Genomic DNA, 15820 nt, shown 5'->3' on the forward strand with positions numbered 1-15820 from the left:
GAGTGGACAGTCACTAGCAGTGAAAACCTGACAGGAGGCCGGCAGTGAGCACCGAGCTGCGTCGTCTGCGCAACTACATCGATGGTGAGTTCCGGGACGCCGCCGACGGACGGACCACCGAGGTGGTCAACCCCGCGACGGGCGAGGCGTACGCGACCGCGCCGCTGTCCGGACAGGCGGACGTCGACGCCGCGATGGAGGCCGCCGCCAGGGCCTTCCCCGCGTGGCGTGACGCGACCCCCTCCGAGCGCCAGAAGGCGCTGCTGAAGATCGCGGACGCCTTCGAGGAGCGCGCCGAGGAACTGATCGCCGCCGAGGTGGAGAACACCGGCAAGCCGATCGGGCTCACCCGGTCGGAGGAGATCCCGCCGATGGTCGACCAGATCCGCTTCTTCGCGGGCGCGGCGCGGATGCTGGAGGGCCGGTCGGCCGGTGAGTACATGGAGGGGCTGACCTCCATCATCCGCCGTGAGCCGATCGGCGTCTGCGCGCAGGTCGCGCCCTGGAACTACCCGATGATGATGGCCGTGTGGAAGTTCGCGCCGGCCCTCGCCGCGGGCAACACGGTCGTGTTGAAGCCGTCGGACACGACGCCCGCGTCGACCGTCCTGATCGCCGACATCATCGGCTCGGTCCTGCCCAAGGGCGTCTTCAACGTCATCACCGGCGACCGTGACACCGGCCGCCTGATGGTCGAGCACCCGACCCCGGCGATGGCCTCCATCACCGGCTCCGTGCGGGCCGGCATGTCGGTCGCCGAGTCCGCGTCCAAGGACCTCAAGCGGGTTCACCTGGAGCTGGGCGGCAAGGCGCCGGTCGTCGTCTTCGAGGACACCGACATCGCCAAGGCGGTCGAGGACATCTCGGTCGCGGGCTTCTTCAACGCCGGTCAGGACTGTACGGCCGCCTGTCGCGTCCTCGTCCACGAGGCCATCCACGACGAGTTCGTCGCCGCGCTCGCCAAGGCCGCCGCCGACACCAAGACCGGCCAGCCGGACGACGAGGACGTGCTGTTCGGCCCGCTCAACAACCCCAACCAGCTCAAGCAGGTCGAGGGCTTCATCGAGCGGCTGCCGGCGCACGCGCGCGTGGAGGCCGGTGGCAAGCGGGTCGGTGAGAAGGGCTACTTCTTCGCGCCGACCGTCGTCTCCGGCGTCAAGCAGGACGACGAGATCATCCAGAAGGAGGTCTTCGGGCCGGTCATCACCGTGCAGTCCTTCTCGGACGAGGCGCAGGCCGTCGAGTGGGCGAACGGTGTGGAGTACGCGCTCGCGTCGTCCGTGTGGACCAAGGACCACGGGCGGGCGATGCGGATGTCCAAGGCGCTGGACTTCGGGTGCGTGTGGATCAACACGCACATTCCGTTGGTTGCGGAGATGCCGCATGGCGGGTTCAAGAAGTCGGGCTATGGCAAGGACCTTTCGGCGTACGGGTTCGATGACTACACGCGGATCAAGCACGTCATGACGTCCCTGGACGCGTAGTTCTTCGGCTGCGGGTGCGTGGGGGCTGGTCGCGCAGTTCCCCGCGCCCCTTCAGCGGCGTGATCGACAGGGTGTCTGGTGGGGGCCGTTCTGCTCGACGCGGCGTCCATTGCCTGGCCCGGGGCCACGGCGGCATGCTTCCGCAATGGCCCTCCCCTCGATGAACTCCGCTTTCTCCCGTCGGACCCTGTTGCGCGCCCTCGGTGGGGGCGTGCTGGTCGGTGGGCTTGCCGGATGTGGTGTGCGGCCCGCGTACGTGTCGCCCGGCGACCGGGCCGCCACGGACGTCTCCGCCACCGACAAGCGGCTGACCTGGGCGAACTGGCCGCTCTACATCGACACGGACGATGCGGACGAGAACCGGCGGCCGACGCTGGAGGCCTTCGAGAAGCGCACCGGCATCGCGGTCGAGTACGTCGAGGAGATCAACGACAACGACGAGTTCTTCGGCAAGATCAGTCCCGCCCTGATGAACCATCAGCGCACCGGCCGCGATCTCATCGTCATCAGCGACTGGATGTGCGCCCGGTTCGTACGGCTGGGCTGGGTGCAGGAGATGGACCGGGCGCGGCAGCCGAACGTGACGAAGTACCTGGACCCGCAGTTGCGGTCACCGGCGTTCGATCCCGGACGCGCGTACACGGTGCCGTGGCAGTCCGGCATCACCGGCATCGCGTACAACCACCGCAGGCTGGGCCGCGAGATACGGCATGTCTCCGACCTGTGGGCGAGCGACCTGAAGGGCCGGGTCACGCTGCTGTCCGGCCTGGACGAGGCCTTCGCGCTGCTCATGCAGGGCAACGGCGTCGACATCACCAAGTGGACCGCGGACGACTTCCACACGATCTGCGACCAGGTCGAGAAGCAGGTGCGCAGCGGGCAGATCCGCCGCTTCACCGGCAACGACTACATCAAGGACCTGTCGAGCGGCGACGTGCTGGCCTGCCAGGCGTACTCCGGCGACGTCATCCAACTCCAGGCCGACGACCCCGACATCCGCTTCGTCGTCCCCGAGGAGGGCGCCGAGCTCTGGTCGGAGTCCCTGATGATCCCCAACCTGGCCCGCCACAAGGCCAACGCCGAGCGGCTGATCGACTACTACTACGAGCCCGAGGTCGCCGCGGAGCTGGCCGCGTGGGTCAACTACGTCTGCCCGGTCCCGGCCGCCCAGGACGTCCTCGCCTCCGCCAAGGACGCGGAGACCGCCGCCCTGGCCGAGGACCCGCTGATCTTCCCGGACGCGGCGATGCGGGGGCGTCTGGCGATCGCACGGGACATCACGGCGGGGGAGCGGGTGGAGTTCGCCAAGCGGTGGAATGTGATCGCGGGGTTGTGACGGGGGGTTGTGAGGGGGGCTTCCTCCGGCGGACGGCCTGGCGTCCGGCGCTTTGCGCGGCCGGGTTCTGTGTTCTTGATGAAATTTGGTGTGCAGATATGTTGACCCTTGTTCGAGGTCCCCTCTACTTTTCGGGAGCCACAGAGCCGCCGGCCTGCACGTGAGGTTGCGCGGACGGAACTACCCAGAAGGGGATGTCGTGCAACGAAAGAACCATCGCCGGACAGCTTGCCTGGGGGCCCTGCTGGCCGGTGCCACGGCATTCGGCGGAGCTCTCACCTCCCCCGCGTCCGCCGCTCCCGCAGCCGCCTCCCGCCACGCCTCGCCGCCGCCCGTCAGCGACTTCCGCGGGGTCAACTGGGCTGACCCGCGCGACAACTACGCCGATGACGCGGTCGTACCCTCGGGCCTGTCCACCTCCGACAGCTACGCCACGACCTACGCCAAGTCCAGGGCGGTCATCGGCGGGTTCGGCAAGCTCGGCGCCAACACGGTGCGTCTGCCGGTCAACCCCACGTCCGTGAACGGCCCGTTCTGGAAGTCGTACCGTGGCGCGATCGACGCCGCCACCGCCAAGGGCTTCAAGGTCATCCTGGGCTACTGGGAGGCCGACAACGCCAAGGACGGCAAGATAGACGACCAGGCGTCCTGGGACCGGATGTGGGCGCGGATCACCTCCGCCTACGGGCGCAACTCCAAGGTGTACTTCGAGCCGATGAACGAGCCGTTCGGCTACACCGCCCAGGAGTGGACCGACATCGCCGCGCAGTGGGTGAGCACCCACCGTGACGTGCCCCGCGACCGGATCCTGATCGGCGGGTACAAGTACAGCGAGGACGTCAAGCCGGTCTGCGCCGACCCCCGCCTCAAGGGCACCCGGCTCGCGCTGCACAACTACGGCTTCTGGCACACCGACTGGACCAGCGTCGACCAGTGGAAGGCCGACTTCAAGGAGCGCATCGGCACCTGCGCCTCGCGCACCATCCTCGACGAGTTCGGCGCGACCATGACTTCCGGCCTGGACTACAACGGCCCGGTGGGCGGCTCCAGCGAGGTCGCCTACATCCAGGCCGCGACCGACACCATCCGGGAGTTGGGCCTGGGCTCGGTCTACTGGCCCGGCCTGCGCAACGGCGACACCTACTCCCTCACCACCCTTCAGGGCACGGGCACCCGCCTCAGCCTGACGGTGAACAACCAGAGCGGGCTCGACCGCCTGCACTGGGCCTGGAAGCAGTGACCGCGGTGCGACAGCCGTGACGCCCTCTTACGTGACGCCCCCTTAGAGGAACGGCCCCCGCCGATGCACCGCAGTCCGCCCCACGGTCGCCGCCAGCTTGCGCAACCGGCGCCAGTCCAGGCGGGGGCCGCGCTGGGGGACTCCGGGGCGTTTGCGGGGGACGCGGACGCGTAGGGCGCGGGGGGTGATGCGGCAGTGGACCGGGGCGGGCAGGATCAGGGCCTCGCCGTCGATGCCCGCCTCGATCTCGGCGCGGTCGGCCTCGATGACCACGTCGGGCGCGCTGAGGATGGTGAGGCCGCGCGGCGCGGGGTCGATGATCAGCGCGGCGGCCTCGGCCGCGCTGTCCACCCGGAGGCCGAGGACACCGAGGAGGCCGGAGTCGAGGCGGTCGCGGCGGCCGAGCCCGAAGGGATCGTCGGTGCGGTAGGGGTTGTTGCTGACCAGCACGGCGTGCGGGGCGTCGAGCGTCGTGCCTCCCGCGCGGGCGGTCAGCCGCGCGCCCTGCTGGCGGGTGAGCAGGTCGGGCAGCAGCTCAAGGGTGGTGCCGATCTTGTCGTCGCGGTAGGAGGGGCTCTGCACGATGGCCGCGTACGCCCCGAAGGACGCGTTGTTGACGAAGGGCCGGCCGCTCGCGAACCCGAGGTCGACACGGACCTCCACCCCGTCGGTGAGCGCGTCGAGGCAGGCGGCGGGGTCGTCGCGGTCGAGCCCGAGGTCCATGGCGAAGTGGTTGCGGGTGCCGGCGCTGATCACCAGGAACGGGATGTCGTACGCGGCGGCGATGGCCGCGACCAGCGCCTGGGTGCCGTCCCCGCCCGCGACCCCCAGCAGATCCGCGCCCTGCGCAACGGCCTCGCGGGCCAGGGCGGTGACGTCCTGGTGCTCGTCCGCGTCGAGGAGGATGACGTGGGCGCCGAGCTGTTCGGCCCGCTCCTTGAGCGCGAAGCGGACCACCTTGCCGCCGCCCGAGCGTGGGTTCATGATCAGATACGGCCGCTTCGGTGGCGGCGCCTTCCGCTCCCGCATCACCCGCACCCGGGTACTGCCCGTGCCCCGCAGCGCGTACCGGCCGCTCCACACGGCCACCGTCCACAGCGCCACGGATGCCAGCAGCGCCCAGAAGAGGGTGGCCGCGAACAGGGCGACGAGGGCGGCCGGTACCACGACGGCCAGCACGGCCGCCGCCCAGCGCACCGGGCCGCGCAGGGTCAGCGTCCACCACACCGCGACCGCGCTGAGGCACAGGCCCGCGGCGCCGGCCACCAGCAGCAGCACGCCGCCGAATCCGCCGTAGGCGAGCGGCACGAGCACCGCGAGACCCGCCGAGGCCAACGCCGTACGCGCCGCCCACCGCTGCCTTCGATAGGCCCGCTCGCTCAAGTCCCAGCCCATGATCTCTCCGTTCGCCGCGGACATCGTAGGGCTGGTCTGCTACGGGCCCTCGTCCTCACCTTCGCTTTCTACGGCCCTTGCACAAAAGGTTCCTTGGTCAGCGGTTGAACGCCGGGAAGGCGAAGCGCCGGGCGATGGCCTCGCCGTCGCCCCTCGCATCGGTCGAGTTGACGGAGTAGACGACGGTGCGGGACAGGTCGGCGGTCGCCGCGACGACCGTGTGGTAGCCGGGGCGGGATCCCGTCTTGGCCCAGATCGTCCGGCCGTTCAGCTCGAACGGCGTGAACGGCGCGCCCATCGTGGCGTCCACCGCCTTCGGCACCGCGAACATCTCCTTCAGCTGCGGCTCGGGGACCACTCGCCCCTTGAACACGCCCACCAGCAGCCGTTCGAGGTCCGCGGTCGTCGAGATCATGTCCCCGGCCGCCCATCGGTCGGACATGTTCCAGTCGGTCACGTCCACCAACTTGCCGTCGATCCACTCGTAGCCGCGGTTGTGCGGACCGTGGACGCGCGGGTCGGGTCCGTCGGGGAACGACGTGTGCCGCATGCCGAGCGGGCGGAAGATCCGTACGGCCGCCTGGTGGGCGTACGAGTCGCCGGTGACCTTCTCGATCAGCATGGCCAGCACGGTGTAGTGGATGTTGCCGTAGACCTGCCGCTCGCCGGGCGCGTACTCGGGGTCCGGCCCCTTGGCGACGGACGCGGCGACGACTTCGGCCGGGGTCAGGGTCTCGAAGCGGTGCGGGTACATCTCCTCGGTGGTGTCGCCGAGCGAGGCCCCGGGCCGCAGTCCGCTGGTGTAGTTCAGCAACTGCCGTACGGTGATGGGCGCGAAGTCCTTGGTGAGCAGGCCCGGCAGGTACTGCTGCACCGTGCCGTCGAGGGAGATCCGCCCCTCGGCGGCGAGTTGCAGCGCGATCGCCGCGGTCACGACCTTCGTCGTCGAACCGGCCCGGAAGCGGGCGTTCTCCAGTGCCGGGGCCCCGGTTCTCAGATCGCGTACCCCGGCCGACCCCTCCCAGCTCCCCTTGCCGCTGACGCGGATCAGCGCGGCCGTCGCGTCCTGGTCGGGCAGCCCGGCGAGCGCCGCGCACAGGGCCTTGACGTCGGGACCGGTTTTCGGCGCGGCCTCGATCGCCCGCGCGGAGCACGACGATGAGGACGCGGGGCGCGCGGACGCCGTCCCGGCCAGCGGGAGCGCGGTCAGGGTCAGGACGAGCGCGGAAGTGAGGAGGGTGGGAAGCGGGCGTACGGGCATCTGCTGCTCCTGGGGGTCGGTGGGATGTCCGGTGGGATGTCCAGTGGGGATGTCCGGTGGAGTTTCCGTGATCATCCTCAGGGCGTTCGGGTCTCCGCCGGATCGTCGGTGAGGAGGGGCTGTGCCCCTGGGGAAGCCCGGAGCAAGTGCCGTAAAGAACAAGGGGGTTGTCGGGGATCGCCCTTACGGGCGTCGGTCGGGGAGCGGTCCACGGCATGGGGCCCGGCAGTCCTCGCCACCGGTTGCCGAAAAAGTGTTATCGATCCCCTCTTCACTGCGTCTCCACTCGCGTCCCGTCATCCCCCACACCCGGGAGAACTCCCATGCCCCGCCCGCCCCGGAAGCGGAATGTGACCTCCGACATAGCCAACAGTGCAGGTCAGGCTGAGAAGGTGCGTACGGGCAGCAAATGACCCGGGAGAGGACGTACGTGGACGAGGCAGTCGGTCGGCAGTGGCGCGCCACCATCGCGGCGGCGCAGGCCGGTGACCGGCAGGCGCTGGACGAGCTGGTGGAGGGCTGGCTTCCGCTCGTCTACAACGTGGTCGGGCGCGCCCTGAACGGCCACGCCGACGTCGACGACGTCGTCCAGGAGACCATGCTGCGCGCCGTCGACAACCTCGGCTCGCTGCGCGACCCGGACAGCTTCCGCTCCTGGCTCGTCGCCATCGCCATGCGGCAGATACGGGACCGGGCGCGCCGCAGACAGCCCGCCCCCCTCGACGAGTCGGCCGCGCGCGAGGCCACCGACTTCGCCGAACTCACCGTGCTGCGGCTGCAGTTGGAAGGCCAGCGGCGCGAGGTCGCGGAGGCGGTGCGCTGGCTGGACGACGAGGACCGGCAACTGCTGTCGCTGTGGTGGCTGGAGGTCGCGGGCGAGCTGACCCGGCGCGAACTGGCCGCCGCGGCCGGCATCAGCAGGCAGCACGCCGCGGTCCGCGTCCAGCGGGTGAAGGAACGGCTGGAGACCGCGCGCGGCATCGTGCGGGCCCTGGACGGCGCCTGCCCCGGCCTGCGCGAGGTGACCGCCCGCTGGAACGGCCGCCCCGACTCGGTCTGGCGCAAGCGACTGGCCCGGCACATCAGGGGCTGCGGCTACTGCGGCGACACCCGCGAGGCCGTCGTACCGGCGGAACGCCTCCTCGTCGGCATCGCCCTCGTCCCGATCCCCGTCGGCTTCACGCTCTCCCTCGCCTTCGGCGGCAAGACGGCGGTCGCGGCGACGGCGACCTCTGTCGGCTGGTCCGCCAAGGTGATGGCCGCCCTCACCCAGCCCGCCGTGGCGGTGACGGCCGGCGCGACGTTCGTCGCGGGCGGCGCCTACGTCGTCACCCAGACTCCGGACGCCCCGCCCCCGCGCGCGTCCGCCCCCACGGCGGCCAGCACGGCCCGCCCGTCGTCCTCGCCGCCCACACCACCGGTGTCACCATCGGCGACGCCCTCACCGTCGCCGTCACAGACCCGCAAGGTCGAGCTGTACGGCACGGTCGTCGACGCCGTCGACCAGGCCCCCGACCCGAACGCCGAGCCGGGCGCCCTGCCGCGCCGCCCCGAGTCCGGCATCACCAGCACCGGCGGCGCGCACGCCGTGATGAACCACCGCGGCGACAGCGTCACACTCACCGGCCAGGGCTATGTTCTCGTCCGCTGGCAGATCTCGCCGCAGTACCGGGCGGGCAGCCTCGTCATGCCGGCCTGGACCGGCCTGAAGGGCAGGCTCTTCCACGTCGCCTCGGGCGGCGGTCGCCGCATGGACGACCGCGTCAGCAGCACCGACACCTCCGCCACCGGCATGGGCAACTCGACCACCGGCTACGCCGTCCCGCCGTCCGGCACCCAGCAGATGTGGCAGAACGAGTGGTTCTACGTCGACGGCAGCGTCACCCTCATCCAGAACGAACGCGGCGCCGACTACGGCCTGAGCGTGTTCCCGTCGAGCTGGGACGCCGTGAACGAGGACATCAACCACGGCCCACCCGACGGCGCGACCCGCTACGGCCTCGTCCGCGACACCGGCAAGGACGACACGCCCGTTCCGCAGTACGTGACCCGCGGGAGCCCGGCGGACGCGGCGACGGTGGCTCAGGAGTCCCGCGTGGGGCGCTCCTGATCGATCAGTGGGTGGGGGAGAGGGCCGACGCCCACGCGCTGGTGCCGCCGCTGGCAGCGCCCTAAGGGGCGCGGGGAACTGCGCGACCAGCCACGACGAAGCCGCAGACGATCGACGACCCCTCGCGGCCCAACCAGCGGAGCGTCACCGCAGGGCGAGGAGGACCTCGACGCGGTTCGTCGTGATCGAGTCGGCGCCGATGTCCAGCAGGCGGCGCATGGAGCGGCGGGTGTCCGGGGTCCAGACGGACAGCAGGTAGCCGTCGTGGTGGACGCGCTCGGCGAGGGCGTGGTCGACCAGGCCGAAGCGGTAGTTCAGCCAGCGCGGGCGTACCGCGTCCAGCAGTGCGGGGCGTGGCGGTGCCAGCGTCGTCCAGGTCAGGGCGATCTCGGCGGCCGGGTCGGCGGCGCGCACGGCGAGCATCTCCCGGGCGCCCGCGCAGTAGTACACGCGGTCCTGCGCCTCGCACCCGCGCACGACGTCCACCACCCGGCGTGCCGCCCGCACATCGGGCGTGCCCGGCAGGTCGAGCATCACCCGGCTCCCGTCGCACTCCGCCAACGCCTCCTCCAACGTCGGAACTCCGCCCGCCGTCAGCCCCCGCACCTCGGCCGCCGACAGCGCGGTCAGCGGGCGGTCGTGCTCCCACAGCCGCTTCAGCGTCGCGTCGTGCAACAGCACCGGCACGCCGTCCTTGGTGAGCCGTACGTCGATCTCCACCGCGTCCGCGCCCAGGTGGAGCGCGGAGCGCAGCGAGGCGAGCGTGTTCTCGCGGACGCGGTAGGGGGCGCCGCGGTGGGCGACGGCGGTCACGTTCTGCATGGGCACATTCTGGTGGGAGCGGAGGCCGACGGGGAGGTGTGCGGGGGCGGTGGGCTCAGCGCGCGAGCCAGTCCGCCGTGTACGTGTCGATCTCGGCCGCGATCCGCGCCTTGCCGGGCTCGTCGAGGAAGGACGCGTCCACGGCGTTCTTGGCGAGGCCGGCCAGGCCGCGCTCGTCGAGGTCGAGGAGACGGGCGGCGACCGCGTACTCGTTGTTGAGGTCGGTGCCGAACATCGGCGGGTCGTCGGAATTGATGGTGACGACGATGTCGGCCGCCACGAACTCCTTGATCGGGTGCTCCTCGATCGTGCGGACCGCGCGCGTGGCGATGTTGGAGGTCGGGCACACCTCCAGCGGGATCCGGTGCTCGGCGAGGTGCGCGAGCAGCTTCGGGTCCTGTGCCGAGCTCGTGCCGTGCCCGATGCGCTCGGCGCGCAGGTGGGTGAGGGCGTCCCACACCGTCTCCGGGCCGGTGGTCTCGCCGGCGTGCGGCACGGAGTGCAGTCCGGCGGCGATCGCCCGGTCGAAGTACGGCTTGAACTGCGGCCTCGGTACGCCGATCTCGGGCCCGCCGAGCCCGAAGGCGACCAGGCCCTCCGGGCGCAGCCGGTCGTCGGTGGCGAGCCGTACGGTCTCCTCGGCGGACTCCAGGCCGGCCTCGCCGGGGATGTCGAAGCACCAGCGCAGCACGGTCCCGAACTCGGCCTCGGCCGCCTTGCGGGCGTCCTCGATCGCGGCCATGAACGCGCCCTCGTCGATGCCGCGGCGGGTCGAGGAGAACGGGGTGATGGTCAGCTCGGCGTAGCGCACCTGCTGCCGGGCCAGGTCACGGGCCACCTCGAACGTCAGCAGACGGACGTCCTCCGGGGTGCGGATCAGATCCACGACGGACAGGTACACGTCGATGAAGTGGGCGAAGTCCGTGAACGTGAAGTAGTCGGCCAGCGCCTCCGGGTCGGTGGGGACCTTCGAGTCGGGGTGGCGGGCGGCGAGGGCCGCGACGATGCGGGGGGAGGCGGAGCCCACGTGGTGGACGTGCAGTTCGGACTTGGGCAGTCCGGCGATGAAGGCGTGCAGGTCGCGCGAGGCGCGGGCATCGACGAGATGGTCGGTCAAGGTTCCTCCCCGGGAACGGCGTCCGCGGCCGGGTGTGCGGGCGGCGGGCGGACGCGTGTGATCGGCTGATCGGTGACTCAGGGATCATCGTAGGCCGGGACCTCGGGGGCGCAGACGGGGCCTTAGCATGACGGCACGTACGACAGAGGGGGGTCCGCGCATGTCCGACGACGCGGGTACGGGGAAGGGGCCGGGGGCGCCGGAGACGCCGGCGGCCTCGGGGGGATCGGCGGTGCGGGGCGGTGGCAACGTGGCTGAAGGGGGTTCGGGGGATTCGGTGGAGGGGCCGAAGGTGTCGCTCGGGAAGGGCGACGAGAGGGCGTCGACGTCTTTGGACAAGCCGAGGGTGGCGGGCCTGAGTGATGCGGTGCCGGGACACGGTGGTGCCGTGCCGGGTGGGTTCCAGACGCCTCCTGAGCGGGATCCGTGGGCGCCTCCGGTCGAGGGGGCGCGGGCGGCGGGTTGCTCCCCGTCCGCGGGGCGGCCCGGGCACACCCTCGCCTCGAACGAGCCGCCTACCTGGCCCGCTCCGTCCGTGCACGACCGGGAGACGGTTGGGGCGGTGCCGCCGATGGACGTGCCGTCCGAGCCGCGGGACGCCGTGCCGCCGGCCTCGCCGTGGATGAATCCGTCGGTCGAGGCGGGGTCTGCTACGCCGCCGGGTGGTTCGGCGGCCAACCCGTTCGCGCCGCCGGGGGCCACGGCTCCGATGCCCTCCGCGCCGGTCAATCCCTTCGCGCCTCCGGCCGGGGCCGGCGGCCCCTACGCCGCTCATGGCGAGGCCGTGCCCCCGCCGCCCATCGCGCCCGACGGGCCTGGGCGGGTGCCGTACGGCTATCCCGGCGGTCATGGTTACCCGCATCTGCCGGGTCCTGGTCCGGGTCCGGCGGGCTACTACGGGTGGCCCGGAATGCATCCCATGCCGAGCAATGGGATGGGTACCGCCGGGCTGGTGCTCGGGATCATCTCGGCCGTGATCTTCTGCCTGTGGCCGGTGGCGATCGTGGTGGGTGTGCTGGCGGTGATCTTCGGTGGGATCGGTATGGGCAAGGCGCGGCGGGGTGAGGCGACGAACCGCGGGCAGGCACTCGCCGGGGTCATCTGCGGGGCGGCGGGCCTGGTCCTCAGCTTCGTGATGCTGGCGTTCGTGATCTCGACGGCGTAGGCGGTGCCGGGTGGGTTTTTCGCCCCCGCCGCCCCTACCCGTCCCTGGGCGCTGCCGCCCCCAGACCCCCGCGTCGGCCCCGAAAGGGCCTCGTCCTCAAACGCCGGACGGGCTGAAATGCCCGGGCCCGGCGCTTGGGGCGCAGGCGGGCAAAATCAGCCCCTCCGGCGTTTGAGGAGCGGGGTCTGGGGCGGAGCCCCAGAAGGATGGGACGGGTAGGGGCGGCGGGGGCGAAAAAACCGCCTACCCTCGCAACCGCTCCCGCGCCTCCATCAACGCGAACCCCAACAAATTAGGCCCCCGCCACCGCTCCGGATCCCCCGCCCCCGCATCCCCCACCGCCAGCCCGATCCCCCACACCCGATCCACCGGACTCGCCTCCACCAGCACCCGATCCCCCGTACCCACCAGAAACCCCCGCAGGTCCGCATCCGCGCCGAACTTGTGGACCGACCCCTCGACGACGATCCGGAACCGCTCCCGCTCCCACACCCCGTCGTCGAACCCCCGCACCAGCCGCCCGGCGTTCTTCGCCACCGACGGATGCCCGGCGTCCAGCACCCGCCGCTCCGCCTCCGCGTCCCCGAACAGCCGCGCCTTCTCGGCCATCATCCAGTGCTCGGCGGTCGCGTACGACACGCCGTCCACCGTGAACGGCGACGGCCACCACTGGCTCAGACAGCTCGCGCCCACCCGGCCGTCGGGCAGTGGCCGGTGTCCCCAGAAGTGCAGATACTTGACCCTCGCCCCCGCGTGGACCTCCCTGACCAGGACATCCCAAGAATCGATCTTCGCCATGCTCCCGAGCATCGCACGCACCACCGACATTCCGTCCCCCGTTTATCCGACTGACTCGACACCTGGTCGACAGATTCCGTCGCGTAACCAAAAGGCAACAACGGAATCACTTGTTGGAGTCCACCTGCTCTGTCAGGATCGGCACTCAAATCGAGCCCGAGCCACGCCGGCCCCATTGCGGGGACACGGAGGAGAGCGACATGCAGAACCCGGGCAACGCCACCCCGGAAACCGCCACCGAGGACACCGCAACCCCGGAACGATTTCCCGCCCAGGACCGCTTCGCGGACGGCGCGCAGTACATCGCGGGCCGACCGGCGAAGGGGACCTCCGGCCGTACGCACGCCGTCGTCGACCCCGCCACCGGCGAGGAGGTGTACACCTACGCCCTGGCCGGCACCGATGACATCGACGCCGCCGTCGCCGCCGCGCGCGAGGCCTTCCCCGCCTGGGCCGCCACCACCCCCGGCGAGCGCTCCGACGCCCTGCACCGCTTCGCCGCCGTCCTCGCCGACCGCGCCGAGGAGTTCGCCCGCGCGGAGTCCCTCCAGTGCGGCAAGCCGCTGAAGCTGACCCGCGAGTTCGACGTCCCGGGGACCATCGACAACACGTCCTTCTTCGCGGGGGCCGCCCGCCACCTCGCCGGCCAGTCCGCGGGGGAGTACTCCGGCGACCACACCTCCTACATCCGCCGCGAACCCATCGGCGTCGTCGGTTCCATCGCCCCCTGGAACTACCCCCTCCAGATGGCCGCCTGGAAGATCCTCCCGGCGATCGCCGCGGGCAACACGATCGTGCTCAAGCCCGCCGAGCTCACCCCCCTCACCTCGCTGCTGTTCGCTCAGGCCGCGACCGACGCCGGGATCCCCGACGGGGTCATCAACATCGTCACCGGGACCGGGAAGGAGGCCGGCGAGCGTCTCGTCGGTCATCCCGACGTCGCCATGACGTCCTTCACCGGCTCCACGGCCGTCGGCAAGCGCGTCGCCGAGATCGCCACCGCCACCGTCAAGCGGATCCATCTCGAACTCGGTGGCAAGGCGCCCTTCGTCGTCTTCGACGACGCCGATCTCGAAGCCGCCGCCCACGGTGCCGTCGCGGGCTCCCTCATCAACACCGGGCAGGACTGCACGGCCGCCACGCGCGCGTATGTGCAGCGACCGCTGTACGAGGCGTTCGTCGAGCGGACGGCGGCCCTGATGGAGAGCGTCCGGCTCGGTGATCCGTTCGCGCCGGGCACCGATCTCGGGCCGCTGATCTCCCACGTCCAGCGGGACCGGGTCGCGGGGTTCGTCGACCGTGCGCGTGCCTACGCGCGCGTGGTGACCGGCGGCGAGGCTCCGCAGGGGGAGCTCAAGGACGGCGCCTTCTATCGCCCCACCTTGATCGCCGATGCCGCGCAGGACAGCGAGATCGTCCAGTCCGAGATCTTCGGCCCCGTGCTGGTCGTTCTGCCGTTCGAGAGTGACGATGAGGGGATCCGGCTGGCCAACGACACCCCGTACGGCCTCGCCGCCTCCGCCTGGAGCCGGGACGTCTACCGGGCGAACCGCGCCACCCGCGAGATCAAGGCGGGCTGTGTGTGGGTCAACGACCACATTCCGATCATCAGCGAGATGCCGCACGGCGGCTACAAGGCGTCCGGCTTCGGCAAGGACATGTCCACGTACTCCTTCGAGGAGTACACCCAGGTCAAGCACGTCATGTTCGACAACACGGCGATTGCCAGGAAGGACTGGCACCGCACCATCTTCGGGGACCGATAGCCAGATCAGACAGGTGCGCCCGGCCGCCCGACCCGCGCCGGCCGCTCCTCCCTCCCGAAAGGGCACCACGCGCATGGAGCAGTACGAGCCCGACCGCCTGTCCCCGGCCCAAGTGGCCGCCATGCGGCGCAGCTTGCGCAACGGCCGGGCCGCCATGACCCGCCGTTCCCTGCTGCGCGCCTCCGCGGGCGGCGCGCTCGCGGTCGGCGGTCTCGGGTCGCTGAGCGCCTGCGGTATCCCCGCGGCCGGCAACACCCAGAGCGGTGTCTCCGCAGAGGACCACTCGGCCAAGGAGAAGGTCGTGAACTTCTCCAACTGGACCGAGTACATCGACGTGGACGACAGCGAGAAGCACCATCCCACACTCGAACAGTTCAAGAAGCGGACCGGCATCTCGGTCAAGTACACCGAGGACATCAACGACAACGTCGAGTTCTTCGGCAAGATCAAGCCGCAGCTCGCGGCAGGTCAGGACACCGGCCGCGACATCATCGTCCTCACCGACTGGCTCGCGGCCCGCCTGATCCGCCTCGGCTGGGTCCAGAAACTGGACGCGTCCAACCTCCCGCACGCCTACGCCAACCTGTCGGCGCAGTTCCGCGATCCCGACTGGGACCCCGGGCGCGCCTACTCGTACGTCTGGCAGGGCATCTCGACCGTCATCGCCTACAACAAGAAGGCGCTCGACGGCGTCGAGGTCAAGTCGCTCTCCGACCTGCTCGACAACCCCAAGCTCAAGGGGCGGGTCGGCTTCCTGTCGGAGATGCGGGACAGCATGGGCATGACCCTGCTGGACATGGGCAAGGACCCGGCGAGCTTCACCGCCGACGACTTCGACGCGGCGATCGCCCGCGTCCAGAAGGCCGTCGACAAGGGCCAGATCCGCCGCTTCACCGGCAACGACTACACCTCCGACCTGACCAGCGGCGACTTCGCGGCCTGTATCGCCTGGGCCGGTGACGTGGTCCAGCTGAAGGCGGACAGCCCGGACATCGACTTCCTGATCCCGGACAGCGGCTACATCACGTCGACCGACAACCTGCTGATCCCCAACAAGGCCCGTCACAAGACGAACGCCGAGCGGCTCATCGACTTCTACTACGAGCCGAAGCCGGCCGCCGAACTCGCCGCGTACATCAACTACGTGACGCCCGTCGACGGTGTGCAGGCCGAGCTGGAGAAGATCGACAAGGATGCGGCGAACAACCCGCTGATCATTCCCGACAAGGCCATGGCCGCGAAATCCCACGCCTTCCGCTCGCTGAGCTCGAAGGAAGAGACCGAGTTCGAACAGAAGTTCGCGAAGCTGACTGGGGCGTGATCACC

General features: G+C 70.7%; 12 protein-coding genes. 7 read left to right on the forward strand and 5 right to left on the reverse strand.

Features of this window, described 5'->3' with window-relative positions:
* The first annotated feature begins 44 nt into the window (after positions 1-44).
* The 3 genes from ACIA8X_RS21130 (at position 45) to ACIA8X_RS21140 (ending at position 4060) form a co-directional block, all read left to right on the forward strand.
* Positions 45-1484, forward strand: a complete 1440-nt coding sequence (locus tag ACIA8X_RS21130) for a gamma-aminobutyraldehyde dehydrogenase (protein ID WP_393450409.1) — start codon at positions 45-47, stop codon at positions 1482-1484.
* A gap of 145 nt (positions 1485-1629) precedes the next feature.
* A complete protein-coding gene (locus tag ACIA8X_RS21135; protein WP_399458858.1) occupies positions 1630-2820 on the forward strand; it encodes a spermidine/putrescine ABC transporter substrate-binding protein in 1191 nt (396 codons plus the stop codon).
* A gap of 199 nt (positions 2821-3019) precedes the next feature.
* Positions 3020-4060, forward strand: coding sequence for a glycoside hydrolase family 5 protein (locus ACIA8X_RS21140; protein ID WP_399458859.1), 1041 nt, complete (start codon positions 3020-3022; stop codon positions 4058-4060).
* Positions 4061-4102: 42 nt separating this feature from the next.
* On the opposite strand, the gene ACIA8X_RS21145 is transcribed toward ACIA8X_RS21140, so the two are convergent.
* Both ACIA8X_RS21145 and ACIA8X_RS21150 read right to left on the reverse strand, forming a co-directional pair.
* Positions 4103-5455, reverse strand: a complete 1353-nt coding sequence (locus ACIA8X_RS21145; protein WP_393451099.1) for a diacylglycerol/lipid kinase family protein — start codon at positions 5453-5455, stop codon at positions 4103-4105.
* A 97-nt stretch (positions 5456-5552) separates the two neighbouring features.
* Positions 5553-6716, reverse strand: a complete 1164-nt coding sequence (locus ACIA8X_RS21150; RefSeq protein ID WP_393450400.1) for a serine hydrolase domain-containing protein — start codon at positions 6714-6716, stop codon at positions 5553-5555.
* Between the two features lie 409 nt (positions 6717-7125).
* Between ACIA8X_RS21150 and ACIA8X_RS21155 the strand changes: the two genes are divergently transcribed.
* Positions 7126-8826 (forward strand): sigma-70 family RNA polymerase sigma factor, encoded by a 1701-nt coding sequence (locus ACIA8X_RS21155; RefSeq protein ID WP_399458860.1) that lies wholly within the window; start codon positions 7126-7128, stop codon positions 8824-8826.
* 144 nt (positions 8827-8970) lie between these two features.
* On the opposite strand, the gene ACIA8X_RS21160 is transcribed toward ACIA8X_RS21155, so the two are convergent.
* Together ACIA8X_RS21160 and ACIA8X_RS21165 are read right to left on the reverse strand one after the other, a co-directional pair.
* Positions 8971-9648 (reverse strand): glycerophosphodiester phosphodiesterase, encoded by a 678-nt coding sequence (locus ACIA8X_RS21160; protein ID WP_399458861.1) that lies wholly within the window; start codon positions 9646-9648, stop codon positions 8971-8973.
* Between the two features lie 55 nt (positions 9649-9703).
* On the reverse strand, positions 9704-10765 hold the full coding sequence (locus tag ACIA8X_RS21165; RefSeq protein ID WP_399458862.1) for an adenosine deaminase: 1062 nt from the start codon (positions 10763-10765) through the stop codon (positions 9704-9706).
* 160 nt (positions 10766-10925) lie between these two features.
* Here ACIA8X_RS21165 and ACIA8X_RS21170 point away from each other — a divergent pair, with 160 nt between their 5' ends.
* Positions 10926-11930, forward strand: coding sequence for a hypothetical protein (locus tag ACIA8X_RS21170; RefSeq protein ID WP_399458863.1), 1005 nt, complete (start codon positions 10926-10928; stop codon positions 11928-11930).
* 243 nt (positions 11931-12173) lie between these two features.
* Here the strand turns inward: ACIA8X_RS21170 and ACIA8X_RS21175 are convergent, their stop codons facing one another.
* Positions 12174-12758 carry an NADAR family protein gene (locus tag ACIA8X_RS21175; RefSeq protein WP_399458864.1) on the reverse strand — a complete coding sequence of 195 codons (585 nt, stop codon included), beginning with the start codon at positions 12756-12758 and terminating at the stop codon, positions 12174-12176.
* Between the two features lie 170 nt (positions 12759-12928).
* Between ACIA8X_RS21175 and ACIA8X_RS21180 the strand changes: the two genes are divergently transcribed.
* Positions 12929-14494: a gamma-aminobutyraldehyde dehydrogenase gene (locus ACIA8X_RS21180; protein WP_393450382.1), complete on the forward strand. Its 1566-nt coding sequence runs from the start codon at positions 12929-12931 to the stop codon at positions 14492-14494.
* 73 nt (positions 14495-14567) lie between these two features.
* Positions 14568-15815: a spermidine/putrescine ABC transporter substrate-binding protein gene (locus ACIA8X_RS21185; protein WP_393450379.1), complete on the forward strand. Its 1248-nt coding sequence runs from the start codon at positions 14568-14570 to the stop codon at positions 15813-15815.
* The last annotated feature ends 5 nt before the right edge of the window (positions 15816-15820 follow it).

Source organism: Streptomyces sp. NPDC051738 (genome assembly GCF_044453205.1).
Classification (GTDB): Bacteria; Actinomycetota; Actinomycetes; order Streptomycetales; family Streptomycetaceae; genus Streptomyces.